We start from the raw sequence: 24,315 nt of genomic DNA on the forward strand, positions 1-24,315 counted from the left end.
GCCTACTCCTTGGCGACGCGTTTCATGTCCGCATCCATCATCATGCGGATCAAGGTATCCAGGTCGGTTTTTGGTTTCCAGCCCAGTACTCGCTGAGCCTTGGCCGGGTTGCCGAGCAGCACTTCAACTTCGGCCGGGCGGAAGAACGCCGGGTCGATCTTCACGAAGTCACGGTAGTTCAGGTCGACGTGTTCGAAGGCGATCCTGCACATCTCGCGCACCGTGGTGGTCACACCCGTGGCGACCACGAAGTCATCGGGCTTGTCCTGTTGCAACATCAGCCACATGGCTTCGACATAGTCGCCGGCAAAACCCCAGTCGCGCTTGGCGTCGATGTTGCCCAGGCGCAGTTCCTGCTGTTTGCCCTGCTTGATGCGAGCGGCTGCGTCGGTGACCTTGCGCGTCACAAACTCGATGCCCCGCAGCGGTGATTCGTGGTTGAACAGGATGCCGCTGCTGGTGTGCAGGTTATAGCTTTCGCGATAGTTCACGGTGATCCAGTGGCCATAGAGCTTGGCCACGCCATACGGACTGCGCGGGTAAAAGGGCGTGTTCTCGTCCTGTTGCTCGGCCTGGATCAGGCCGAACATTTCGCTGGTGGACGCTTGATAGAACCGTGTGTGCGGGCTGAACTGATGGATCGCTTCGAGCAGGTGCGTGACGCCCAAACCGTCAACGATGCCGGTGGTTACGGGTTGCGACCACGACGCCGCGACAAAGCTCTGTGCCGCCAGGTTGTAGACCTCGTCCGGCGCCGACTTAATCACTGCACGCTGGATCGAACAGGCATCGGCCATATCGCCGTCCAGATAAATGATGTCCGCCTCGACCCCCATCTCGCGCAAACGCCAGCGTGCGTCGCTGCTGCGCCGCGCTACCAGGCCGTGGACTGTATAGCCCTTGTCGAGCAACAGTTTGGCCAGATAAGCGCCGTCCTGTCCGGTGATCCCTGTGATCAATGCACTTTTTGTCATTCTTGTCTTACCCGTATCTCCCAGTCGGACAGGATCGCCCGCAGGGTTTGTTGTGTAGTGATTTGCGGTGCCCAACCCGTGGTCTGGGCCAGCATGGCATGACTGCCGCATACCCGGCGTTGATCCGCGCGGCGCAGTCGGGCAGGGTCTTGAACCAATTGAAGGTCTATCTGCGCGAGGTCACCCAACTGTTTGATCAGGCTGCGGATGCTTTGCTCGCGCCCCGAGCAGACGTTGTAGACCTGGCCGGGCGTGCCTTTTTCCAGCAAGGCCAGGTAGGCCGAGATCACGTCGCCCACGTCGAGGAAGTCTCGTGTGACGTCGATGTCACCGACTTCCAGTTGCGGCGCTTGCAGGCCTTGTTTGATCCGATTGATCTGGCGGGCCGCGCTGGCGATCACAAAATTGTCTTTCTGGCCGCTGCCAATGTGGTTGAACGGGCGGGCGACCAGTACCGGCCAGCCTTCGCTCAAGCCCCATTGCAGGCTCAGGAATTCTGCCGCGAGTTTGCTCACTGCATACGGATTGCGCGGGCAGGGCGGTTGCAGTTCGGTGATGGGCAAATGGTCTTCGCTGACCTGGCCGTAGACATCGCCGGAACTGACGTACAGGAACGTGCCGGTGAATCCGCGAGCCTTGAGGGCTTGCAGCAGGTTCAACGTACCCAACAGATTGATGTTCAGTGTGCGCGCCGGATCCCGGAAGGCATCGGGAACGAAGGTCTGGCCGGCCAGGTGAATGACCGCATCCGGCAGTTGCGGCCACAGGCCTTCAAGGCTCTGCGGATTGCCGAGATCGTAACGGGCAGGGACGGTCAGTAACTCCCACTTCGCGACATCAGCCTGCAGGCGGGATTGTATGTGTTGTCCTACGAACCCGCTGAGACCCGTAACGAACAGACGCTTTTTCAAACAGCAGCCCCTTGGTCATACATTTTCGTCCATTCCCCACAGGCTTGTCGGAGACGTCTGACGGACCGGGTAGATTCCTTGGTCGAGAGACTGGCGAAAAGATTTTGTTGTAGTTGTTTGGCTGCCAATCTGGGCCAATTGCGCGGCAATTTCAACAGGTCCAACCGTGACTGATCAGTTCTGGTCAGCGTAGCCCGATTTATTCTCGTCGGGCGGTTCACGAATCCGCGACGGATGTGTTTAGAATGCCCCTCGTCACGATTATCCAAGGTTCGGCAGCGTCGCTGTAAAACTGCGAAAAACTGACCATTAAAACAAGAACGAAGACGGGCACGAAGACGATGGACGAGAGCCAGCAAATGCTGCCTTGATCCGTGGCTTCTCCGTCATAGAGTGAGATTGCCGGGATGGCGATTTCACCATGGGATGCCATGAATTTCATTCTCTACTCCGACGTCAACGACAGCTCCATCAGCCAGAGTCTCGGCCGTCCCGAGTACAGTTACTATTTTGTGCTCAAGGCCTATCGACCTTTGTTCGAAAGCCTTGGGCAAGTTCACGTGGTGGCCTCGACCGCCGAGGTGGACCCGCTGTATCGGCAGTTACAGCAAGCAGGGCAGGACAGCCTGTTCATTTCGTTTGCGCCGCCGCACAAGACCCCCACCGATGTGCAATGCCCGATGGTGTGCGTGGTCGCCTGGGAATTCGACACCATCCCCGCCGAATATTGGGACAACGATCCACGCCAGGACTGGAGCCAGACTCTGGCGCGCCTGGGGCGGGTGATCACCTTGTCCACCCACACAGCCGAAGCCATCCGCCGAACCCTGGGTGCTGATTTCCCGGTACTCGTATTGCCGACGCCGTTGTGGGAACGCTTTGCAGAGGTACGCCAGCAGTATCCGGGCACTCCGGTAAATCCGGGCACCACGCTGCAGATCAGGGGCTGCATCCTCGACAGTCATGTGATGGGCTTGTCCGCCGATGGCCTGCTTGGCCCGCAAATCGCGGTGCCTGTGGCACAGGTCGAGCCCGAGCCGGAAGTAGCGCCGCCACCGCCGTCACCGCCACCGTTGTCCCTGCGCCGCCGCGCGTTCATCACCCGGCATTACGTGCGCGAAGTCTATCGGGCACTCAAGCACAACCTGTTGCTGTGGTATCGCGAAGCCGCGCGCGATCTGGTGCCGGATGCCGTTCGCCCTTTATTGGCGAGGCTTCGCAGGCCGGCACTGCCAGTGCAACCATTGCCAACAGCACCCCCGGTCGCGGAGTCTGTCGAGCTGGTCGAGCCGGCGCCCTCCGGCTTGCCCGATACCACCACGACGGTATCCATCGATGTCAGTGGTGTGGTTTATGTCAGCGTGTTCAATCCCGATGACGGGCGCAAGAACTGGCACCATCTGATCACCGCATTCTGCTGGGCCTTGCGCGATGCCCCCGACGCTACGCTCGTGCTGAAGATGACCCAGAACGATCTCTGCACCTATTACGTGGAGCTCATGACCTTGCTCTCGCAGCTGTCACCGTTCGCCTGTCGGGTGGTGGTGATGCACGGTTACCTGCAGGATGAAGAGTTTGCGCGGTTGTACGGCGCGGCGAGTTTCTACGTCAACGCGTCGCGCTGCGAAGGCCTGTGCCTGCCGCTGATGGAGTTCATGTCGTGCGCCCGGCCCGTCATCGCACCGGACCACACGGCAATGCGCGACTACATCGACGAGCGCGTGGCCTTTGTTGTGAAGTCCAGTCACGAGCCGACGATATGGCCGGAAGACGCGCGCATCCTCTACCGGACCCTGCGGCATCGTCCGGATTGGGGCTCGTTGAAAGCCGCCTATGCACAGAGTTACGCCATGGCCAAAAACCAGCCGCAGGCCTGGCATGCCATGGCCGAGGCCGCCAGCGAGCGGATGCGCGACTACTGCAGCTTTACGCCAGTACAGCAGCGCCTGGCGCAGTTCTTCGGGCAGGCGCCGGTCATCGCTGTTGCGCCAGTGGCAGCTGAAACAGGGACTGCAGCATGCTGATCATCATTCACTCGGAAACCAACAAGAGCAACATCCAGCAGAACCTTGGCCGTCCGGAATACAGCTACTACTTCGTGCTCAAGGAGTTTCGCCCGGTGCTCGAACGTCTGGGGCAGGTGATTGAGGTCAGCGACCCTGACGAGTTGGTCGACCGGCTGTATTTCGATTGCCAGAGCAGGGGAGAGGACTGTGTGTTCCTGTCCTTCTCACCGCCGCACCGTACACCGGTCCACTATGCGTGCCCGACCATTCCGGTCTTTGCCTGGGAGTTCAGCACCATCCCCACCGAAAGCTGGCAGGGTGAACCGCGGCACGACTGGCGCGTGGTGTTGGCGGCCAGTGGCATGGCGATCACGCATTCCACTTTCACCGTGAACGCTGTCCGCGATGTGATGGGGCCTGAGTATCCGATCAGCGCCATTCCGGCACCGGTCTGGGATCGCTTTGCCGCGCGCGGCGATCAGTTGCTCAAGCGCCCGGTCGCTGAAGGAATTCTCCTGAATTTGCGTGGGCTGTTGATCGACAGTCGCACCGCAGATCTGCGCCCTTATGGGCCGGAGCGATTGCGCGAAGGCACACCGATTGTGTTCGACGGCCCGGTGCGCGATTGCGAGTTGCTGCTCGACGGCGTGGTCTATACCTCGGTGTTCAACCCCTACGACGGGCGTAAGAACTGGAAGGACATGATCAGCGCGTTTTGCAGTACGTTCCGCGACTCGGTGGATGCGATCCTGGTGCTCAAGCTCACTCACCATGACATCGCCGATGCACTCAACGATATGCTGCACCACGTGTACAAGAACCAGACCTATCAGTGCCGCATCGTGTTGATCCATGGCTACCTTGCAGACGTGGACTACGAGCGCCTGGTGGAAGCCACCAGTTACGTCGTCAACTGCTCCTATGGCGAAGGGCAGTGCCTGCCGCTGATGGAGTTCATGTCGTGTGGCAAGCCGGCGATCGCGCCGCTGAACACCGCGATGGCTGACTACGTGGACAGCGACAATGCGTTCATCGTTGACTCGACAGAGGAGCTGACTGCCTGGCCGCACGATCCCCGGGCGGCATTTCGTACCCTGCGTTACACGACCGATTGGGACTCCCTGTGCTCTGCCTACCGGGCCAGCTACGAAGTAGCCAAAACTGATGTCCGGCGTTACGAAAGGATGTCGGCCCATGCGGTTCACCGGCTTCAGGGTTTCTGTAGCCAGGCCAGCACCGAGCAGCGCCTGCAGGCGTTTTTCGAACGGCTGATGGAACGGCGTGAATCACTGACCTTGCAAGCGTCGGGCGCATGATCCGACGTCTCTTGGCAAAGCTCTGGCCGGCACCGCCGGCGCCATTGGCAGTCGCTCAAAGCCTGGTTTCACCCAGGGATGTCGGCTTGCACGATGCGGTACTCGATGGCTGGTTCCTCGGCGACACCGGCGAATTACTCAAGGGTTTTGCCATCAACTCCGATGACATCCTGCTGGATGTCGGATGCGGCGAAGGCGTGGCGACCTTGTTTGCCGTTCGTCAGGGCGCCTCGGTGATCTTCACCGACAGTGAGCACGACAAGGTGCGTGACCTGGCCCGGCAAGTGGCAGCGCAGTCGAGCCAGGCCAACCTGGGACTGGTGAGCAACAGCTTGCCGCTGCCGTTGGCTGATGGCTGCGCGAGCAAAGTCGTGTGCATGGAGGTGCTCGAACACATCGACCAGCCTGAACCCTTCATGGCGGAACTGGTGCGCATGGGCCGCCCCGGCGCGCTGTACCTGCTGAGTGTACCGGCGCCGGTGGGCGAGCATTTGCAGAAAGGTATCGCGCCGGCCAGCTATTACCAATCGCCCAATCACGTGCAGATTTTTACCCCCGAACGCTTTGCCGCAATGGTGGAAGACGCCGGCCTGGTGATCGAGCATCGCCAGGCCAGCGGCTTTTTTTGGGTGATGGGCATGATCTTTTTCTGGGCCAGCGAGCGGGCTGCAGGGCGTGATTTGGGCGGAGCGGTTCGCGACCGTATTCAGGCACCGTATCCACCATTGATGGAGAGCTGGGCGAAAACCTGGCAGGACCTGCTGGCGCAACCCAATGGCCCGGCGATCAAGCAGATGCTCGACCAGTTCATGCCCAAGAGCCAAGTCATTATTGCCCGCAAACCGATGGAAACCGGCGCAGTTCCAGGAGGACACCATGAGTAGCGGCAAGCGCATCATGGACATCGAGTTATTGCGCGGCATTGCGGTGCTGGGCGTATTGTTTCACCACCTGCAGGACAGCTTGTTCGCGGCGAGTGTTCCATTGTTGCAAAGCATCACCCTGTACACCCAGCCGTGGTGGGGCGTTGATCTGTTCTTCGCCATATCCGGCTTCGTGATCGCGCGCAGCCTTATCCCGGCGTTACAAGGTTGCAGCACGCGGCAGGAGTACTGGCAGGAGACTCGCAACTTCTGGCTGCGACGGGCGTTTCGTTTGCTGCCGTCAGCCTGGTTGTGGCTGGCGCTGATGTTGCTGGCGTGCCTGTTCCTCAATCGCTCCGGCGCGTTCGGTACCCTGCAGGCGAATCTGCAGGCGACCCTGGCCGGCATTGCGCAGTACGCCAATTTTCGCTTCGCCGACAGCTTTTACAATTACGAATATGGCACCAGTTTTGTGTACTGGAGTTTGTCGCTGGAGGAGCAGTTCTACCTGCTATTCCCCTTGTTGATTTTGCTCTGTCGCAAGTATCTGGTCTGGGCCTTGCTCCTATTGGTGGCGGTGCAACTGTTCACTTTGCGCACGCCGATATTGATGGTGATAAGAACCGATGCGCTGGCCCTCGGCGTACTGCTTGCCATCTGGAGCGCGCAGCCTTCCTACCGGCGCTGGGAGCCGACTTTCCTGCGCCGTCCCTTGGCCGGTGTGGCTGCTCTGGTCGGGGTGTCGTTGCTGCTCGGTTTTATCGCCACCGATCGCTTCACCTTCACCCATTACCGCATCGGCGTGATTGCGCTGCTGTGCGCATTGCTGGTGTGGATCGCTTCCTACAACCGCGATTACCTGTTGCCGAGCAGTCCGTTCAAAAGCCTGATGATCTGGGTGGGCAGCCGCTCCTACGGGATTTATCTGATCCACATACCGGCCTATCTGCTGGTACGTGAAGGTATTTTTCGTTTGCAGGCAGCCAACTTGCCGAACCCTGCGGGGCACCCGGTCCTGATGCTGTTGATCGCCTTCGGGTTGATCGCGCTTTTAAGTGAACTCAACTATCGCTTTGTCGAAATGCCCATGCGCCGTCGTGGTGTATCGATGGTGCAGCGCCTGAGCTTGTCCCGAAACGCCGTCCCATCCTCTGGAGCAACCTCATGCTGAGACTGTTGAAGAAACTCGCGGCGGGCACGCCCCCCCCGCAACCGGAGCCGACGCCAGTGGCTGCAGTGCCCGACAAGGTCGATCCGTACATGCTTGGTTTGCACGACGCGATGCTCAGCGGCTGGTTCAATCAGCAAACCGGCGAGCTATTCACTGGCTTTCCGGTCAGCCCCGAAGACACCTTGCTGGACGTTGGCTGCGGCGACGGTGGCAACGTGCATTTCTGCGCAATGCGCGGGGCGAAAATCATCATCGCCGATATCGACGCGGCCAAGGTCGAAGCGACCCGGCAACGCCTGGCAGATACACCGGCTCGGGGCATTGAGTGCCACGTCACCGATTGCAACCCATTGCCCATTGCTGACGCAACCGCGACCCGGGTGGTCTCCACTGAAGTGATCGAGCACGTCGATGACCCTGCGCAGTTTCTTGCCGAACTGGTACGAGTCGGCAAACCGGGAGCGCTGTATTTGCTGAGCGTGCCGCATCCAAGTTCTGAAGACCTGCAAAAAGACATTGCCGCCCCGGAGTACTTCCAGAAGCCCAATCACATTCGCATCATCAGCGAAGATCAGTTCAAGGCGATGGTCAGCGATGCAGGGCTGGAAGTGATCAGCCATAGCCAATACGGTTTTTACTGGTCGATGTGGATGCTGCTGTTCTGGGAAGCCAAAGTGGACTTCAGCAACGCCGATCATCCGTTGCTTAATCACTGGGCGGATACCTGGCAGGCGATCCTCGCTTCGCCCAGGGGAGCGCAGATCAAACAGGCGCTGGATGCGGTTGTGGCCAAGAGTCAGGTGATTATCGCGCGTAAACCCTGATCGCCGAACACTACCTGCGACCTATGACTACGAGCTGGCATCTGACACCTTGTAGCTGGTGGCTGGCACTGCCCCTACGGAATTCTGTGTACCCTGCAACCCTGTGTTGGAAGGGATAGATTTTCATGCTGTTTTCAATCCGATGGTGGGCACTGCTTTTCCCCATGCTGATGCTTAGCGGCTGCGGGCAATCCGAGTCACCTCCGCTCGATCAGCAGCTCTACATCTGGCAACGCCAGTGGACGCCTGATCATAAACACGCCCTGCGCGACAGCCGGGCTGATTTCTCCACTCTGCGCGTCCTCGCTCTACAAAGTTTTCCCCAGGCAGGCTGGAGCCGTGCGCGGATCGACCCCGATCTCCTACGGCAAGACGGCCGTCCACTCATTGCCGTGATCCGCCTGGATGGTCAGTTGAAGTCTCTGGATCCGCATGACGTTACCGCGCAAGTCCAACAGCTGATCAACGACTGGCAAAGGCAGGGGTTAACATTGGCCGGGGTGGAAATTGACCACGATGCCGGTATCGCTAGACTGCCGGACTATCGACGTCTACTGACTGAATTGCGCGAGGTTTTACCGGCATCAATGCCGCTGAGCATCACTGCGTTACCCGCCTGGCTAAACAGTTCGGAGTTGCCGGCATTGTTATCCGCTGTCGATAGCAGCGTGTTGCAGGTGCATGCGGTCAGCGATCCGCAAAAAGGTTTGTTCCACGTGGAACAAGCGAAAAAATGGACCCAGGCCTGGTCGCGTATAACCTTGAAACCGTTCTATTTGGCACTGCCGGCGTATGGCGTGGCATTGTTGCCGGCCAGCAACGGCCGGCCAGTCGTAGAAAGTGAAGTGCCCATTGAGCGCGATGGCGAGCGCCGGGAGCTGTTGGCCGACCCCCAGCAACTTCGCGACCTCGCCTTGGCACTGCGGGACAATCCTCCTGCGCACCTCGCGGGTTTAATCTGGTTCAGACTGCCGCTGGCGAACGATCGCCGGGCCTGGAGCCTGACCACACTGCGCGCCGTAGCGCGCGGTGAAGTGCTCGAAAGCCAATTGGGGTTGCAGGTCACAGAGCATGAAGGCTTGTTCGATATCAGCCTCGTCAACCGCGGCAATCTGGACAGCCCATGGCCCGCACGTTTGACGCTGGGGGCCAGCGCTTGTGATGGTGCCGATGCGCTGGCCGGTTATGCGCTACAACAAACTCAGGATCTGCTGACCTTCAGCCGTCTACGAAACGGCCGCATAGCGGCAGATGGACAGCGCGCCATTGGTTGGGCGCGCTGCTCAAAAATTGATCAAGGAGCGTTACATGTTGACCCGTAACTGGCCGCGTCGTCTGCTATGCCTGACCCTCAGCCTGCCACTGGGTTCAGCACTGGCCTGCGGCCCGGACTTCCCGATGCGGCTGTTGGACAACCGGGGGCAGACGCTGTCGGAACTTCCGGAAGGCAATTTCAACTTCGAGATCAGCCGCCTCGGACGCTCGATCGCCGGGCTGAAGAACATTGCACCCGTGACGGGCAATCAGGATTACAGCTACAGCGAAGAAACTGACCAACCCAGCCCGCGGGATCTGGCAGAGCAGGTCGGTTTGTCTGTGGAACAACAGGCGCTAGTCAAACAGCTGCGCAGCGTGGCCGATGCACATCAAGTTGAAATCGATGGCAAAGCACTCCCGCCCGAGCTCGTGCTCTATCTGGCAGGGGCAGCGGCTTTCAATGCAGCTGACTATGCGCTGGCTGCCGAGTACTTTCACAAAGTACTGGCGTTGCCAGCGGATCAGCGCCCGTTACGCAGTACCTGGGCGGCCTATTCCCTGGGGCGGGCGTTGTTCGCCATGAGCTCACAAGTGGATGCAGCGCCAGGCCTGTTGGCCCAGTCTCGACTCGCCTTCGAGCAGACCCGTCAACTGAGCATCGACAGCTTCAGTGACCCCTTGGAGCTGGGGGTTTCCAGCCTCGGCGAAGAGGCCCGTGTAGTCCGTACCGCCGGTGACTGGAACCGCGCCATTGAGCTGTATGCCACGCAGAACCTGCAGGGTTCGCCCGTGGGCTACAGCTCTTTGAAGCAACTGATGGCTGAACTGGCCGCAATGCCTGAAGTATCGTTGGCACAGCTGCTCCAGGGCAAGCCAGTGCAGCAACTGGTGACAGCTTCCTTGATCAGCCGACTGGGCTGGTCTTTTGGCGAACAACCGCAGAACGAGCTGAAGCTGATCAAGCTGCTGCAAAGCAGCACGCGCGGGACCCTGGAAAACGCTGATCGGCTGGCGGCGGTCAATTATCAACAAGGTGATTACGCCAGCGCGAACGCGTTCCTTGAGCACGCCGGCGACGGCGGTCTGGCTTGGTGGCTACGGGCGAAGCTGGCGCTGCGCGATGGCGATAAGGTCGCTGCTGCTGCGGCGTATGCCAAGGCGGCGCAGGCCTTCCCGCAGGACGAATCGTGGGGTGAGCGCAGGACCCCGGATTTCGATTATGAGGCGCTGCAGCCCAAGTGTCGGGTCGAGGGCGAGAGTGCGATTCTGGCGTTGCAACGTGGGGAATACCTGCAAGCGTTTGATCAGCTGTACCGCAGTCAGGACATTTACTGGTTTGACGCGGCGACGGTTGCCGAGCGCGTACTGACCGTCGATGAACTCAAGCATTACGTCGATACAACGCTCCCGGTACCGCTGCCCTTCAGTGAGCAGGATCTCAAGTCCTACATCGCCAAAATGGACGCAGAGGGTGGGGAGAACTTCAACGCACCCGCGTTAACGGTTGCGGCCAAGTTGCGCAATCTGCTAGGGCGGCGGCTGCTGCGCGAGGGGCGTTACGACGAAGCACCGGCGTACTTCGATAACCCTCAGCTGTACAGCCTGGCGAAGTGGTACGGCGAGCTGCGCCGCGACGCAGAATCAAAATGGTGGCCGACCAAAAGGGCATTCGCTTACTTCCATGCCGCCGACTTGAGCCGTCACTACGGCATGGAGTTACTCGGCTTTGAGATGTCCCCTGACTTCGCCACGTTCGATGGTAACTACAGCCTGCAAAGCGCCGAATTGAAAGTGGGGCCGCTGGTAGCCCAGGAAGAATTCAACCGCCAGCAGGCCAGCGCCGCACAGCCCGATCTGCGTTATCACTACCGCTATGTCGCCAACGAGCTGGCCAGTCGGGCTGCCGATAACTTGCCGCATACCAGCCAGGCATTCGCAGCGGTTTTATGCGCGGCAACCGGCTGGAACGCAGATCAGGAGCAGAAACAGGTTTTTTATCGCCGCTACATCAATGAAGGCCCTTATGTTGGTTGGGCCGGGTACTTCGGTAATCAATGCCCATACCCGGATTTCCAGGCTGCCAATAAACGCTATGTGACCGAGCTGGTCGCACCCTTGCGTTCAACGTTACGGCCTTACAAGAAAGCACTGGAGTATGGCGGTGTGGCGGTGGTGGTGGCGGCAGCGTTGTTCTTCATCAATCGCCGTCGCCGCAAAGCGCAGTAAGGCTCAGGCCTGTTGCACAAAGGTCAGCCGCACGGCGAAACCGATCAACAGGCTACCGAACAGCCATTGCTGCACCCGTTGGGCCGAGGGACTGCGTTGTAGCCAACGGCCCATCGCCGAGCCGAGCAGGGCGTAAGTGCTGTCGAAGAGTAAACCGGCGCCCACCAGCAGCACGCCAAGGATGGCGAACTGTGCGAGAACGGGGCCGGCATGCGGATCGATGAACTGCGGCAGTAATACCGAGCAGAACAATAGGGCTTTGGGGTTGAGCAGGTTGGTCAACAAGCCGCGTTGGATCGACTCGCGCCAGCGCGGTTTTTCAGTGGTTGCGCCTTCGCCCTTGAGGCTCGGCAGCATCGTGGTGCGCAGGCACTGGATACCGATCCATAACAAATAAGCAGCCCCGGCCAGGCGCACCACATCGAAGGTCCAGGGCGCCGCTTTGAACAGCGCCGCCAGCCCCAGCGCCGCCAATGCCACATGGCAAGCCCGGGCAATGCCCAGGCCTATCGCCGTGGCCAGTGCCGCGCCTTTACCCTGACGGGCGCCGGTTTGCAGCAGCAGAATCATGTCGGGTCCGGGCAACAGGTACACCACCGCCAGCGCCATGAAAAACATCCATAATCCCGCCATGTTGCACTCCATTCGTTGTCGATTTGGTAGAGGCAGTCTAGGGCCGGATGGCAGGGCAGGTGCTTGCGTAATTAGCTTCTAAAGAGATCGATATTGGCATAATCTGCCGCCACTTTACGAACTGACCATCAGGATCTGCCAAACCATGAAGCTGGATGCCTATGACCGCAAAATTTTAGCCGCCCTGCAACGGGATGGACGCCTGAGCAATGTGCAATTGGCCGATGAGATCGGATTGTCGGCGTCACCGTGTTTGCGCCGGGTGCGGATGCTTGAAGAGGCAGGGGTGATTCGCGGTTATCAGGCCACCCTCGATCGGGACGAAGTCGGACTGGGGCTGACGGTGTTTGTCGGGGTCAAGGTCGAGCGTCACAACGACGAACAGGCTGACGCCTTTCGCGATGCGGTGACGGCATTGCCCGAGGTGATTTCGGCGTTTCTGGTGTCCGGAGAATCGGATTTTCTGCTGCAAGTGGTAGTGCCGGACCTGCGTGCCTACGACCGGTTTCTCACCGGGCGATTGCTGAAGTTGCCGGGGGTGAGTGACATCCGCAGCAACTTTGCGATTCACACGGTAAAAACGCCGGGGGCCTTGCCGTTGGGGCATTTGCCCGATTAAAAAAGCAAAAGATCGCAGACTTTGGCAGCTCCTGCAGGTGCGATCTTTTGATTTACATCTGCGTCGCCATCCCTTCCACATTCATCGCCGCCTGGCGCAATGCCTCCGACCGGGTCGGGTGCGGGTGGCAGGTCAGGGCAATGTCCTCGGCAGAGGCACTGAATTCCATCGCCACGCAATACTCGCCGATCATTTCACTGACGCTCGGACCGACCAGATGCACGCCGAGAATTTCATCGGTGCGCTCATCGGCCAGCACTTTGGCGAAACCTTCGGTCTCGTGATTGATCTTCGCCCGGCTGTTGGCAGTGAACGGAAACTTGCCGACCTTATAGGCACGACCCTCAGCCTTGAGCTGTTCCTCGGTCTTGCCGACGCTGGCCAGTTCCGGTTTGGTGTAGATCACGTTGGGAATCAGGTCGTAATTGACCTCGCCGGCCTTGCCGACGATTTGCTCGATGCAGGCCATGGCTTCGTCTTCGGCCTTGTGCGCGAGCATCGGTCCGGACGTGACGTCGCCTATCACCCAGACACCCGCCGCTTCGGTGCGATGGCCCTTGTTGGCGAGCATGCCCCGTTTGTCGGTGGCGAGTTCAACATTTTCCAGGCCCAGGCCTTGGGTGTAAGGCCGACGCCCGATGGCCACAAGAACGTAATCGGCCTCCAGCAATTCAGCGGTGCCTCCGGAGGCAGGCTGTACGCTAAGCTGCACGCCGTTGGTCGAGGAGGTAGCGCTGCTGACTTTTGAACTCAACTTGAAGCTGATGCCTTGCTTGGTCAGGGAGCGTTGCAGGGTTTTAGCGGCCTCCCCATCGACACCGGGGCAGATCCGGTCGAGGAATTCGACCACCGTCACCTGCGCGCCTAAACGGCGCCAGACCGAGCCCAGTTCCAGGCCGATGACCCCGGCACCAATCACCACCAGATGCTGCGGCACTTCGGTCAGGGACAGCGCGCCGGTGGAATCGAGAATGCGGTGGTTATCGATGGTCACGCCGGGTAGGGGAGTGGGCTCGGAGCCGGTGGCGATGATGATGTCTTTGGCGTTCAGCTCGGTTTTTGCGCCTTGGCTGTCGGTCACGGTGACCTTTCCCGGCCCGTCGATATGGCCCCAGCCCTTGATCCAGTCGACTTTGTTTTTGCGAAACAGAAACTCGATGCCTTTGGTCAGCCCGGCAACGCTTTCGTCCTTCTGCTTCATCATCTGAGCGAGGTTGAGCGTCGGTTTGACCTCTATCCCCAAGTTGGCGAATTCCGCACCCATGGCCGCATCGTAGAGCTCGGAGGCGTGCAGCAGCGCTTTTGATGGCATGCAGCCAACATTCAGGCAGGTGCCGCCGAGGGTGGCGCGGCCTTCGACGCACGCAGCTTTGAGGCCGAGCTGGCCGGCGCGAATCGCCGCGTTGTAGCCGCCGGGGCCACCGCCCAGAATCACGACGTCATAGGTGCTCATGCTTGTACTCCTGGAGTAAAAGGGACCGGATGGGTAAACGTAGTCGCAGGTAAAAATTACGAGCGTAATATGTGCATTTCAAAGCATTTCGGTCAAGGCCTTCAGCTAGGCGACAGCTTGTGCACTTTGGAATAGAACGATTTAGAACAGAAATTTCACCGTGTTCGTTATATCGTAACAAAATGTAACGAGCTTCGACGTCAACAACGAAACACACTGGGGTGGTATGCAAGTCGATCTAGATGTCGATGAAACGCAAGTAGCCGGATTGCCGCGCTTTCAGCAGGCGTTGTTTCAAGGGCGGCGATTGCGTCATTACGCTATCGGGCTGAGTGCCGTGGCGGCGATGGGGCTGTTGCTGGCGTTTTTCACCGGGCTGTTTGCGCCGAAGGCGCTATGGGCGGCGCTGTTGGTCAGTCAGAGCGCCGGTTTGCTGGTGCTCGTCGCGGGCCTGCAATCGGCGTGGTGGGTGACCCAATGGCGGGCGCAGGCGATGAATCCGACTGTGTTGGTGCCGGTGGTGATCGAGGTTGATGAAGCGCCTGAGCCACAGAGTGGGTACGAGCGCTTGTTGGACCGGCTCGGACAGCGCTGGCAAAACCTGCTGGTGCAGATCGGCGCTCCGACATTGTGGCTCGGCGCGTGGGCATTGCTGGTGTTGTTCAGCCTTGAACAGTTTTGGAGCCTGGCGCTCACCCCCGCTGCGCTGGGTTTGCCAGCCAGTGTCGGCGCGGTTCTGTCGCTGCTGCTGGCCTTCGGTCTGTTGGTGTTGGAGCGGCAACTGGCCCAGGAAAACCCCGCCGAATGGCCCGAAGCAGGGTCGTTGGCACAGCTGACGCGGGTGGCGATCATTTGCCTGGTGTTGAGCGCATTGTGCCTGTTGTTCGGCAACGACACGTCGGTGTGGCCGGTGCGTCTGGCGGTGTTGATCGGTTTGCTGCCAGGGCTGGTGGCCGTTGAGTTACTGCTGCGCGCGGTGCTATCGCTGTTCAGCCCGCAACGTGAACAACTGGAACCGTCGTTAATGGCGCGCAGCTTTGTCGCTGACCTGCTGCGTTGGCCGCCGCAACCATTGCTGGCGTTGCAGCATGAATTACACAACCGCTTCGGCATCGACTTGCGGCAAATCTGGGCGTTCACTTATATGCGTCTGGCGTTTTTACCGGTGCTGGCGGTGGTGGCAATCGTCGGTTGGGCGCTCACCGGCATACACGAAATTCCATTGCAGGGGCGCGGCATCTACGAACGTTTCGGCAAACCGTTGGAGGTGTTCGGGCCGGGTTTGCACGCCGGTTTGCCTTGGCCGTGGGGTCGGGTGCTCAGCGTCGAGAACGGAGTGGTCCATGAGCTGGCCTCCAATGTCGGTGAAACATCGACCCCGGCGGCGGTTGAACCGGCCGAAGGCCCGGCCCCGGCAATCGCCAACCGCTTGTGGGATGCCAGTCATGTGAATGACAAATCCCAAGTTATTGCCAGCAGCCGTGCCGACAAGCAGAGCTTTCAGATCGTCAACATGGACGTGCGCTTCGTCTATCGCATCGGCCTGAACGACAAAGACGCGTTGGCCGCGACCTATAACAGTGCCGATGTACCGACGCTGATTCGCAGCACCGCCAGCCGGATTCTGGTGCACGACTTCGCCTCGCGCACCCTCGACGGTTTGCTTGGTGAAGACAGGGTAGGGCTAGGCGAAGAGATCGGTCGTGCCGTGCAGGCCGATCTGCAAAAGCTCGACAGCGGGGTGGAAATTCTCGCCACGGTGGTCGAGGCGATTCACCCGCCGGCCGGTGCTGCCAACGCTTATCACGGCGTGCAGGCGGCGCAGATTGGTGCCCAGGCATTGATCTCCCGGGAGCGCGGCGCGGCAGCCGAGGCGACCAATCAGGCGCAGTTGCAGGCCAGTATTGCTCGCGCTCACGCCACCGCCAGCGCCCGTGAAATCAACGCCACCGCGCAGGCGTCCGGCCTGCGATTCAGCGCTGAACGCAAAGCCTACGCCAGCGCCGGCCAGGCCTTTGTGCTGGAGCAATATTTCACTCAACTGACCCAGGGCCTGGCCAATGCCAAGTTGCTGGTGCTCGACCACCGTCTGGGCGGCAGCAGTAACGCGCCGACTATTGACCTACGTACCTTCACGCTGCCGGCAGACCCAGCGCCGGTGCGTAATACCGCTCAGCCAGGAGCCACCCCTTGAGCCAGTCGCATACTCACGATCACGATGACCACACTGGCCACGATCACGGCCATGGCGGGCATCATCACGGGCATCACCATCACCACCACGCTGACACACAGGAAGCTGGCCCCTTCCCATGGCGGCGCATGGGTTGGGCTGCGTTGCTGGTGGCGTTCGCCATCGTTGCGGCGAGCCTGGTGCAAGTGCGTTCCGGAGAAGCCACGGTGATCACCCGTTTCGGCAATCCTTCGCGCGTGTTGCTGGAGCCAGGCCTGGGCTGGCGTTGGCCGGCACCGTTCGAAGCGGCGATTCCGGTAGACCTGCGTTTACGCACAACTTCCAGCGGTTTGCAGGATGTTGGCACGCGGGATGGTTTGCGCATCATCGTGCAGGCTTACGTGGTGTGGCAGGTGCAGGGTGACCCGGATAATGTGCAGCGCTTTATGCGCGCCGTGCAGAACCAACCGGATGAAGCCGCGCGGCAGATTCGCACCTTTGTTGGCTCGGCACTGGAAACCACTGCCAGCAGTTTTGATCTGGCCAACCTGGTGAATACCGACGCCAGTCAGGTTCACATCGCCGATTTCGAAGCGCAATTGCGTCAGCAGATTGATCAGCAGTTGCTCACCACCTATGGCGTGCGCGTGCTGCAAGTCGGCATCGAACGATTGACCCTGCCGTCGGTAACCCTCACGGCCACTGTGGATCGCATGCGTGCCGAGCGTGAAACAATCGCCACTGAACGCACAGCTATTGGTAAGCGCGAAGCCGCGCAAATCCGTTCCGCCGCCGAGCGTGATGCCCGTATTGTGCAAGCCGACGCGACTGTAAAAGCCGCCGACATAGAAGCACAATCCCGCGTCGAAGCTGCACAGATTTACGGGCGCGCTTATGCTGGATCGCCGCAGCTCTACAACTTGCTGCGCTCGCTCGACACCTTGGGCACGATTGTTTCACCGGGCACCAAGCTGATTTTGCGCACCGACGCCGCGCCATTCCGGGTGTTGGTTGACGGTCCGCCAAGCCTCGACAATACGTCCGGGTCGCAGCCATGAATTTAGTTCCACGTGGAACAAATGAGTTAAGCAGTCCTTGGATTCAGGCCGGGCGTTTGGCTTTTCAGACGTTGTACGCGGTGACGGTACTCGCCGCTTTGGCCTGGGCGATCTCCAATGTGCGGCAGATTGATCCGCAAAATCGCGCCGTGGTGTTGCACTTTGGCGCGCTGGATCGCATCCAGAATGCCGGCCTGTTGTTGGCGTGGCCGCGTCCGTTTGAGCAGGTGATTTTGTTGCCTGCGGCGGATCGAGTGATTGAACGGCGAGTGGAAAATTTGCTGCGCAGTGAGGCGGCGCTGCAGGCTGATCGCGTGGCGACGTTTGCCACGCCGCTCAGTGATGCACTGGCAGGTTCCGGCTATTTGCTGACGGGCGACGCCGGCGTGGTGCAACTGGATGTGCGGGTGTTTTACAAAGTCGCCAAACCGTATGACTTCGTCCTTCAAGGTGAACATGTGCTGCCCGCGCTGGATCGAATTGTTACCCGCAGCGCCGTGGCACTCACCGCCGCCCGCGATCTGGACACCATTCTGGTTGCGCGCCCTGAACTGATCGGCGCCGATAACAAAGCCGCCGAACGCCGCGAACGCTTGCGCGGTGATCTGGTGCAAGGCATCAATCAACGCTTGGCCGAACTTAGCGCGACCGGGCAGGGGATCGGCATTGAAGTCGCTCGCGTCGATGTGCAATCCAGTCTGCCCGGCCCTGCGGTAAATGCTTTTAATGCCGTGCTGACCGCCAGCCAGCAAGCTGACAAAGCCGTGGCCAACGCGCGCACCGAAGCCGAGAAGCTCACCCAGACCGCTAACGAACAAGCCGACCGGACCTTGCAAGTCGTTCACGCCCAAGCCAGTGAACGACTGGCTAAAGCCTCGGCCGATACCGCCACAGTATTGAGCTTGGCCAAAGCGCAACAGCAGGGTACCGACCCACAGATGCTGCTGCGTATTTACCGGGAGCGGCTGCCGAAGATTCTTGGTCAGGCCGGCTCGGTGACCACGGTCGATCCGAAAGACGATTCCCGCCTGATCATTCAGGGAGCTGCACAATGACTGCCCACACCGCCGCCGCACCGAGCATGTTGTCCTCGGCCGAGAAACGCAGCGCTGCGCGCCAATTGACCTTGGCGATGCTCGCCCTCGGCTTGCTCGGGTTGGGTCTGATCTGGCGCTGGCTCTCCCCGGAACAAATCGGCGTCAGTCAATTGCTGCTCGGCTTCGCTTCGGTACTGGTCGCTGTGCCGGTGATGCGTTCGGCTTGGTACAGCTTGCGTTATCCGAGCCTGCACGGGATCACCGATCAGTTGATTGCACTGGCGATGCTCGGCGCCTGGGCTACCGGTGATTTGCTCACGGCTGCATTGCTGCCGATCATCATGATCTTCGGCCACGTGCTGGAAGAGCGCAGTGTGATCGGTTCCCAGGAGGCCATTCACGCCCTCGGCAAACTGACCCGCAGCCACGCGCGAAAGGTTCAGGCAGACGGCGCCATTGTCGAAGTCGACAACGGCACGCTCAAGGCGGGTGACATTGTCGAGGTGCGCGCCGGGGATCGAGTGCCGGCAGATGGTCGGGTGTTGTCCGGTCAGGCGAGCCTGGATACCGCTTCTATTACCGGCGAGTCGGTGCCGTTGGAGGCGAACGTCGGCATGGCCGTGTTCGGTGGCGCGATTAACCTCGATGGCCTGCTGCGCATTGAAGTGACACGCACCGGCAATGAGTCGACTCTCGGCAAAGTCATCGCGCTGATGCAAAGCGCTGAACGTTCCAAGCCACCGATCACCCGTTTGCTGGAGCGTTACGCCGGCAGCTACATGGCACTGGTGTTGTTGCTGGCCGCAGTCACCTGGTTCGTGACCAATGACGCCCAGGCGATGCTCGCGGTGTTGGTCGCGGCGTGTCCGTGTGCACTGGTGTTGTCAGCGCCGGCCACGGCGATTGCCGGGGTCGCGGTGGCGGCGCGTCACGGGATTCTGATTCGCAGCTCGGCATTTCTCGAAGAGCTGGCGGACCTGACATCTCTGGTCGTCGACAAAACCGGGACGCTGACGTTTGGCACGTTACGCCTGCAATCCATCGACAGTCCGGTGGAAGATCGCAGCCAGGTCTTGAAACTTGCCGCCAGCCTCGGCTCGGCGAGCAGTCACCCGGTTAGCTGTGCGTTGGCCAGCCTGGTTGCGCAAGAGCATTTCCTGTTGCTCTCAGACATTCACGAACGCCAAGGTTTGGGCGTGGTGGCGATGACTGAGCAGGGCGAAGCAGCGCTGGGTCGTCCGGAGCTGTTCGCGCAGTTGGGCATTGCCACTTCCGCCGTTCCCGATCATGACGGGCCAATTGCCGGTCTGGCGCTGAACGGTGAATTTCTCGCCTGGCTGCTGCTGGCGGACACCATCAAGCCGGAAGCGCGCTTTGCCCTGAACGAGTTGCGCGAGCTGGGTTTGGGTAGGCAGTTGCTGCTCACGGGCGATCGGCAAAGTGTCGCCCGTACGTTGGCGCGGGATGTTGGTATCAGCGACGTCGAGGCCCAGGCGTTGCCGGAAGACAAACTCAATCGTGTGATGACCGAAATCGGCAAAGGCTTCCGGCCGATGGTGGTGGGCGACGGCATCAACGATTCCCTGGCGCTGAAGGCCGGCGTGGTCGGCGTGGCCATGGGCGCTGGCGGGGCGGACATTGCCTTGGCGTCGGCAGACATTGTGCTAATCGGCAGCGACCTGCGGCGGCTCGGGACGTGTGTGCGTTTGAGTCGCCAGTGCCGGCAAACCCTGCAAGTGAACGTGATCATCGGTCTGGGCTGGACCTTGGCGATTGTCGCGTTCGCGGCGTTCGGCTGGCTCGGCGCGGCCGGGGCGATGATTGCCGCGCTGCTGCATAACCTGAGTACCTTGCTGGTGTTGGGCAACGCCGGCCGTTTGCTGCGGTTTCAGGAACCTTTGCTCAAGCTCAAGGACGAAACGCTCTAAACCCCAGGAGCGGGCTCGATTCAAACTTTTCAGAACTGTGCGCCCACTTCGTAGTCATCTAGGGTGTGGGCCATCGTTATTTGGACTCACGACGGCTGTTGCGAGCGCCGCGAGTTATAGAAAAAGGCTGTTAATTCGATAGCCAGCTATTTTTCTATGATGGTCTACCCTCAGATCAGACGTCTGAAACAAGGGGATTATCCATGCTCGCGCAACTTCCACCGGCCTTACAGAATCTGCAGTTACCGCTTCGCTTGCGACTCTGGGATGGCCATGAATTCAATCTGGGCCCGACGCCCAGCGTCACCATTGTGGTCAAGGACCCGCAAATGGTTACCCAGTTGACCCATCCAAGCCTCGATGCACTCGGAGCGGCGTTTGTCGAAGGCAAACTTGAACTCGAAGGCTCGATCAGTGAGGTGATCCGCGTCTGCGATGAATGGAGCCAAGCGTTACTGGGTAACGCCGACAGTCAGCCAGCGCGCCTTGTCCATGATAAGGAAACAGACGCCAAAGCGATTTCCTACCATTACGACCTCTCCAACGCGTTCTATCAGCTGTGGCTCGACAGCGACATGGCGTATTCCTGTGCGTATTTCGAGACGGGCAGCGAATCCCTTGAGCAAGCCCAGCAAGCTAAATTTCGCCACTTGTGCCGTAAATTGCGCCTGCAACCGGGTGATTACTTGCTGGATATCGGTTGTGGTTGGGGCGGTTTGGCGCGCTACGCGGCCCGGGAGTTTGGCGCGAAGGTGTTCGGCATTACCCTCAGCAAAGAGCAATTGGCCCTGGCCCGTGAACGGGTTAAAGAAGAAGGGCTGGAGGATCTGGTTGAGCTGCAACTGCTCGACTACCGTGATCTGCCCCAGGACGGGCGTTTCGACAAGGTGGTCAGCGTCGGTATGTTTGAACACGTTGGCCATGCGAACCTCACCGAATACTGCAAAATTCTGTTTGGCGCGGTGAAGGAGGGTGGCTTGGTGATGAACCACGGGATCACCGCCAAGCACATTGACGGCCGTCCGGTGGGACGCGGTGCCGGTGACTTCATCGAGAAGTATGTGTTCCCCAACGGCGAGTTGCCGCACCTTTCAATGATCTCGGCCGAGATCAGCGAAGCAGGGCTTGAGATCGTCGATGTCGAGAGCCTGCGCCTGCATTACGCGCGCACCCTCGACCATTGGAGCGAGCGCCTGGAAGACAACCTGGAAGCCGCTTCCAAAGAAGTGCCGCAACAAGCGTTGCGGATCTGGCGGTTGTATCTGGCCGGCTGCGCTTACGCGTTCGCCAAAGGCTGGATCAACCTGCACCAGATCCTCGCAGTGAAAGCCCACCCGGATGGGAGCCATGAACTGCCCTGGACCCGCGACGACATCTACACGCCTTAAAGTATCGGTGATATCAGCCGGGCGACCCGCATGCCGACTTGTTGCAGACGGTGGGTCTCCCGGCTTTCTTCTTTTGCGATCTCGTGGGCCTGGGCTAAATCATCGTTGAGCATCTGCTCCACCTCGGCGGCGAACACGCTGTCGACGGTCAGCAACATCACTTCGAAATTCAGCCGGAATGAACGGTTGTCCAGGTTGGCGCTGCCGATGGCGCTGATTTCGCTGTCTATCAACACCACTTTCTGATGCAGGAATCCGGGCTGGTAACGAAATACCCGCACGCCTGCGCGCACCGCTTCAAAGGCATACAGGCTGGACGCGGCGTAGACGATCCGGTGATCCGGGCGCGAGGGCAGCAGCAAGCGCACATCCACCCCTCGCAGGACGGCCAGGCGTAATGCGGCGAACACGGCTTCGTCCGGGATGAAGTAGGGGCTGGCGATCCACACGCGCTCAGTTGCCGCATGGATGGCTTCGACGAAGAACAGCGAACAGGTTTCGTAAGGGTCCGCCGGACCGCTGGCGAGTAATTGGCAGAGCACGCCGTCGTCCGGGTACTCATCCGGCAGGATCAGCGGCGGTAGCGAGCGCGCGGCCCAGAACCAGTCTTCTGCAAACGATTCCTGCATGCTGGCCACCACTGGCCCGCGCACTTGCACGTGGGTATCGCGCCAGGGGGCGAGGGGCGGCTTCTCGCCCATGTATTCGTCGCCAACGTTGTGCCCGCCGACGAAGCCCAGTACGCCGTCCACCACCACAATCTTGCGGTGGTTGCGGAAGTTGACCTGGAAGCGGTTGAGCCAGCCGCTGCGGGTGGCGAAGGCTTTGACCTCGACGCCAGCGTCGCGCAGCGTCTGCACATAGCTATGGGGCAACGAGTGGCTGCCAATGCGGTCGTACAACAGGTAAACCGCCACGCCTTCGGCGGCCTTTTTCAGCAGCAGGGTTTGCAGGCGTTGGCCGAGACGGTCGTCGTGGATAATGAAGAACTGGATCAGCACGGCTTCCTTGGCGTGGCTGATAGCCTCGAAAATCGCTTCGAAAGTGGCGGTGCCGTTGATCAGCAATCGTACTTCGTTGTTCGCCAGGCACGGCATGCGTCCCAGTTTCGGCATCGCTCTCAACGAGGCGTAGGCATTTGATGCGCGGGCGGTCAGGGCTTCTTCTACCCAGGGGCGCCAATTCAGTTCGGAGATGGCTTTGCGCATTTCCTCGTTCGCCTGGCGCCGGGCCTTGATATAACCATCGAAGGTGCTGCGGCCGAAGACCAGGTACGGGATAAGCGTCAGGTAGGGAATGAACAACAGTGACAGGGCCCAGGCTATCGAGCCTTGGGCGGTTCGAACGGTCAACACGGCGTGGATGGCAGCGATCAGGCCCAACGAGTGCAATAGCGCGATCAGATAACCGAAAACATGCGGTCCAAAATAATCCATGGGGCAACCTTGCTCCTCAAGATTCAATGCATAACAGATCATGTTCCGTGCAGAATGTCGCTATTTAATTGGTCCATGAACCGAAGCCCGTGGCTGACGTCTAACGGCCACTATTGATCAGGAGTTACTCGATGAACGTTCGTCTGCTGGGTTTGGCCATCGCCCTTGGTTTGTCCCTTCCTGTGGCCGCTCAGGCGCAGATGCTGCAGCCAGGTTTGTGGGAATTGACTTCGAGCAACATGAAGGTCGATAACCAGGACCTGCCGGATCTGCAATTGATCCTCGGGCAGTTGCAAAGCCAGATGACCCCGGAGCAACGGGCGCAGTTGGAAAAGCAGGGCATCACTATGGGCGGTAAAGGGATTCGGGCATGCCTGACGCAGGCCCAAGTGGCCTCCGACAACATTCCCCTGACGGACCCGCAATCGGGCTGCAAGCAGGAAATCACCGAACGTAACGGCAACCAGTGGAAATTCCGTTTCAGTTGCCCGAAAGCGCAAGGTGCCGGTGTGGCGACGTTCCTCAGTGATCGTGAGTTCACCACCAAGGTCAACGGTACGTTCAACGCGACCGGCATTCAGCAGAAGGGCAGCCTTGATACTCGCGCCGTCTGGTTGGGGAAGGATTGCGGAACGGTCAAGCCAAGGGCTTAAAAGCGTCGCGCGCAAGGCTCGTGCCTACGAGCGATTAGTAGTCCGTAGGCGCGAGGCTTGTCTGCGAAGGCACCGTTTAAAACCTCACACTCCTTCGGCTGTAAAAGCCTATCAATCAGCATCCTCCCAAAAATCCCTCCCGCTGCTCGGGATTCGGTGTACTAGTTGCCCTTTTGCGGCGCCCCGGGTTCGCGGAAATGCACCTGGTCATCGATCATGCCGGGGATCAGCCATTGACCCCAGGCATCGATTTCCACGTTCGCCGTTTCACCTTCGATGCTGCCGGCGATCTTGACGATACGGCCATTGCTCACCATCACCAGCAGATCGGCGTCAAACTCGCGTCCTTCATTCACCAGCCGAGCATTGCGAATCAGCACGCTGCTCAT

The 24,315-nt window shown here is 59.9% G+C and carries 20 protein-coding genes and 1 pseudogene; 14 read left to right on the top strand and 7 right to left on the bottom strand.

Annotation, left to right across the window (positions count from 1 at the left end; genetic code table 11):
• Positions 1-2: 2 nt before the first annotated feature.
• The 3 genes from gmd to L9059_RS07325 all read right to left on the bottom strand — a co-directional run bounded on the left by gmd (position 3) and on the right by L9059_RS07325 (position 2,327).
• Positions 3-974 (bottom strand): GDP-mannose 4,6-dehydratase, encoded by a 972-nt coding sequence (gene gmd, locus L9059_RS07315; RefSeq protein WP_247289660.1) that lies wholly within the window; start codon positions 972-974, stop codon positions 3-5.
• Entirely contained in the window at positions 971-1,885 is a 915-nt protein-coding gene (locus L9059_RS07320) for a GDP-mannose 4,6-dehydratase (protein WP_247289662.1), read from the bottom strand. Before L9059_RS07320 ends, gmd begins: the two co-directional genes overlap by 4 nt.
• 217 nt (positions 1,886-2,102) lie before the next feature.
• Positions 2,103-2,327, bottom strand: coding sequence for a hypothetical protein (locus L9059_RS07325; RefSeq protein ID WP_247289665.1), 225 nt, complete (start codon positions 2,325-2,327; stop codon positions 2,103-2,105).
• Here L9059_RS07325 and L9059_RS07330 point away from each other — a divergent pair.
• From L9059_RS07330 to L9059_RS07360, 7 genes are all read left to right on the top strand, one after another.
• Entirely contained in the window at positions 2,317-3,909 is a 1,593-nt protein-coding gene (locus L9059_RS07330; protein ID WP_247289667.1) for a glycosyltransferase, read from the top strand. The genes L9059_RS07325 and L9059_RS07330 overlap by 11 nt on opposite strands.
• Complete coding sequence (locus L9059_RS07335) at positions 3,903-5,207, top strand: glycosyltransferase (RefSeq protein WP_247289669.1); 1,305 nt, start codon at positions 3,903-3,905, stop codon at positions 5,205-5,207. Before L9059_RS07330 ends, L9059_RS07335 begins: the two co-directional genes overlap by 7 nt.
• Complete coding sequence (locus L9059_RS07340) at positions 5,204-6,091, top strand: class I SAM-dependent methyltransferase (protein WP_247289671.1); 888 nt, start codon at positions 5,204-5,206, stop codon at positions 6,089-6,091. The genes L9059_RS07335 and L9059_RS07340 overlap by 4 nt, the downstream gene beginning before the upstream one ends.
• Positions 6,084-7,241 carry an acyltransferase family protein gene (locus L9059_RS07345; RefSeq protein ID WP_247289673.1) on the top strand — a complete coding sequence of 386 codons (1,158 nt, stop codon included), beginning with the start codon at positions 6,084-6,086 and terminating at the stop codon, positions 7,239-7,241. Before L9059_RS07340 ends, L9059_RS07345 begins: the two co-directional genes overlap by 8 nt.
• Positions 7,235-8,065, top strand: coding sequence for a class I SAM-dependent methyltransferase (locus L9059_RS07350; protein ID WP_247289675.1), 831 nt, complete (start codon positions 7,235-7,237; stop codon positions 8,063-8,065). Before L9059_RS07345 ends, L9059_RS07350 begins: the two co-directional genes overlap by 7 nt.
• A 125-nt stretch (positions 8,066-8,190) precedes the next feature.
• Positions 8,191-9,387, top strand: coding sequence for a DUF3142 domain-containing protein (locus L9059_RS07355; RefSeq protein ID WP_247289677.1), 1,197 nt, complete (start codon positions 8,191-8,193; stop codon positions 9,385-9,387).
• Entirely contained in the window at positions 9,374-11,548 is a 2,175-nt protein-coding gene (locus L9059_RS07360; protein ID WP_247289679.1) for a hypothetical protein, read from the top strand. Before L9059_RS07355 ends, L9059_RS07360 begins: the two co-directional genes overlap by 14 nt.
• Positions 11,549-11,551: 3 nt before the next feature.
• Here L9059_RS07360 and L9059_RS07365 read toward each other — a convergent pair whose 3' ends face one another.
• A complete protein-coding gene (locus L9059_RS07365; protein ID WP_247289681.1) occupies positions 11,552-12,181 on the bottom strand; it encodes a LysE family translocator in 630 nt (209 codons plus the stop codon).
• A 145-nt stretch (positions 12,182-12,326) separates the two neighbouring features.
• Here L9059_RS07365 and L9059_RS07370 point away from each other — a divergent pair, with 145 nt between their 5' ends.
• A complete protein-coding gene (locus tag L9059_RS07370) occupies positions 12,327-12,800 on the top strand; it encodes an Lrp/AsnC family transcriptional regulator (protein ID WP_247289682.1) in 474 nt (157 codons plus the stop codon).
• A 52-nt stretch (positions 12,801-12,852) separates the two neighbouring features.
• Here the strand turns inward: L9059_RS07370 and lpdA are convergent, their stop codons facing one another.
• Complete coding sequence (lpdA, locus tag L9059_RS07375; RefSeq protein WP_247289684.1) at positions 12,853-14,253, bottom strand: dihydrolipoyl dehydrogenase; 1,401 nt, start codon at positions 14,251-14,253, stop codon at positions 12,853-12,855.
• A 226-nt stretch (positions 14,254-14,479) separates the two neighbouring features.
• Between lpdA and hflK (L9059_RS07380) the strand changes: the two genes are divergently transcribed.
• The 5 genes from hflK (L9059_RS07380) to cfaB all read left to right on the top strand — a co-directional run bounded on the left by hflK (L9059_RS07380) (position 14,480) and on the right by cfaB (position 21,837).
• A complete protein-coding gene (gene hflK / locus L9059_RS07380) occupies positions 14,480-16,447 on the top strand; it encodes a protease modulator HflK (RefSeq protein WP_247289686.1) in 1,968 nt (655 codons plus the stop codon).
• On the top strand, positions 16,444-17,484 hold the full coding sequence (gene hflC / locus L9059_RS07385) for a protease modulator HflC (RefSeq protein WP_247289689.1): 1,041 nt from the start codon (positions 16,444-16,446) through the stop codon (positions 17,482-17,484). Before hflK (L9059_RS07380) ends, hflC begins: the two co-directional genes overlap by 4 nt.
• The gene (gene hflK / locus L9059_RS07390) at positions 17,481-18,539 is read left to right on the top strand and encodes a protease modulator HflK (protein WP_247289691.1); all 1,059 of its coding nucleotides are present in this window, start codon (positions 17,481-17,483) and stop codon (positions 18,537-18,539) included. Before hflC ends, hflK (L9059_RS07390) begins: the two co-directional genes overlap by 4 nt.
• Positions 18,536-20,449 (top strand): heavy metal translocating P-type ATPase, encoded by a 1,914-nt coding sequence (locus L9059_RS07395; RefSeq protein ID WP_247289693.1) that lies wholly within the window; start codon positions 18,536-18,538, stop codon positions 20,447-20,449. The genes hflK (L9059_RS07390) and L9059_RS07395 overlap by 4 nt, the downstream gene beginning before the upstream one ends.
• Before the next feature lie 203 nt (positions 20,450-20,652).
• Positions 20,653-21,837 (top strand): C17 cyclopropane fatty acid synthase CfaB, encoded by a 1,185-nt coding sequence (gene cfaB / locus L9059_RS07400; RefSeq protein ID WP_247289694.1) that lies wholly within the window; start codon positions 20,653-20,655, stop codon positions 21,835-21,837.
• On the opposite strand, the gene cls is transcribed toward cfaB, so the two are convergent.
• A complete protein-coding gene (gene cls / locus L9059_RS07405) occupies positions 21,834-23,273 on the bottom strand; it encodes a cardiolipin synthase (RefSeq protein WP_247289695.1) in 1,440 nt (479 codons plus the stop codon). The two genes, cfaB and cls, sit on opposite strands and share 4 nt — an antisense overlap.
• A gap of 131 nt (positions 23,274-23,404) precedes the next feature.
• On the opposite strand from cls, the gene L9059_RS07410 reads away from it, so the two are divergent.
• Complete coding sequence (locus L9059_RS07410; protein WP_247289696.1) at positions 23,405-23,926, top strand: DUF3617 domain-containing protein; 522 nt, start codon at positions 23,405-23,407, stop codon at positions 23,924-23,926.
• 164 nt (positions 23,927-24,090) lie between these two features.
• Here the strand turns inward: L9059_RS07410 and L9059_RS07415 are convergent.
• Positions 24,091-24,315 (bottom strand): annotated as a pseudogene (locus tag L9059_RS07415) (dihydroorotase); the annotation flags it as partial.

Source organism: Pseudomonas violetae, from assembly GCF_023072615.1.
Classification (GTDB): Bacteria; Pseudomonadota; Gammaproteobacteria; order Pseudomonadales; family Pseudomonadaceae; genus Aquipseudomonas; species Aquipseudomonas violetae.

Bases quoted from the DNA above. Each gene is read 5' to 3' on its own strand.
- gmd (WP_247289660.1), bottom strand. From the start codon at position 974: ATGACAAAAAGTGCATTGATCACAGGGATCACCGGACAGGACGGCGCT.
- L9059_RS07330 (WP_247289667.1), top strand. From the start codon at position 2,317: ATGAATTTCATTCTCTACTCCGACGTCAACGACAGCTCCATCAGCCAG.
- L9059_RS07325 (WP_247289665.1), bottom strand. From the start codon at position 2,327: ATGAAATTCATGGCATCCCATGGTGAAATCGCCATCCCGGCAATCTCA.
- L9059_RS07335 (WP_247289669.1), top strand. From the start codon at position 3,903: ATGCTGATCATCATTCACTCGGAAACCAACAAGAGCAACATCCAGCAG.
- L9059_RS07340 (WP_247289671.1), top strand. From the start codon at position 5,204: ATGATCCGACGTCTCTTGGCAAAGCTCTGGCCGGCACCGCCGGCGCCA.
- L9059_RS07345 (WP_247289673.1), top strand. From the start codon at position 6,084: ATGAGTAGCGGCAAGCGCATCATGGACATCGAGTTATTGCGCGGCATT.
- L9059_RS07350 (WP_247289675.1), top strand. From the start codon at position 7,235: ATGCTGAGACTGTTGAAGAAACTCGCGGCGGGCACGCCCCCCCCGCAA.
- L9059_RS07355 (WP_247289677.1), top strand. From the start codon at position 8,191: ATGCTGTTTTCAATCCGATGGTGGGCACTGCTTTTCCCCATGCTGATG.
- L9059_RS07360 (WP_247289679.1), top strand. From the start codon at position 9,374: ATGTTGACCCGTAACTGGCCGCGTCGTCTGCTATGCCTGACCCTCAGC.
- L9059_RS07365 (WP_247289681.1), bottom strand. From the start codon at position 12,181: ATGGCGGGATTATGGATGTTTTTCATGGCGCTGGCGGTGGTGTACCTG.
- L9059_RS07370 (WP_247289682.1), top strand. From the start codon at position 12,327: ATGAAGCTGGATGCCTATGACCGCAAAATTTTAGCCGCCCTGCAACGG.
- lpdA (WP_247289684.1), bottom strand. From the start codon at position 14,253: ATGAGCACCTATGACGTCGTGATTCTGGGCGGTGGCCCCGGCGGCTAC.
- hflK (WP_247289686.1), top strand. From the start codon at position 14,480: ATGCAAGTCGATCTAGATGTCGATGAAACGCAAGTAGCCGGATTGCCG.
- hflK (WP_247289691.1), top strand. From the start codon at position 17,481: ATGAATTTAGTTCCACGTGGAACAAATGAGTTAAGCAGTCCTTGGATT.
- L9059_RS07395 (WP_247289693.1), top strand. From the start codon at position 18,536: ATGACTGCCCACACCGCCGCCGCACCGAGCATGTTGTCCTCGGCCGAG.
- cfaB (WP_247289694.1), top strand. From the start codon at position 20,653: ATGCTCGCGCAACTTCCACCGGCCTTACAGAATCTGCAGTTACCGCTT.
- cls (WP_247289695.1), bottom strand. From the start codon at position 23,273: ATGGATTATTTTGGACCGCATGTTTTCGGTTATCTGATCGCGCTATTG.
- L9059_RS07410 (WP_247289696.1), top strand. From the start codon at position 23,405: ATGAACGTTCGTCTGCTGGGTTTGGCCATCGCCCTTGGTTTGTCCCTT.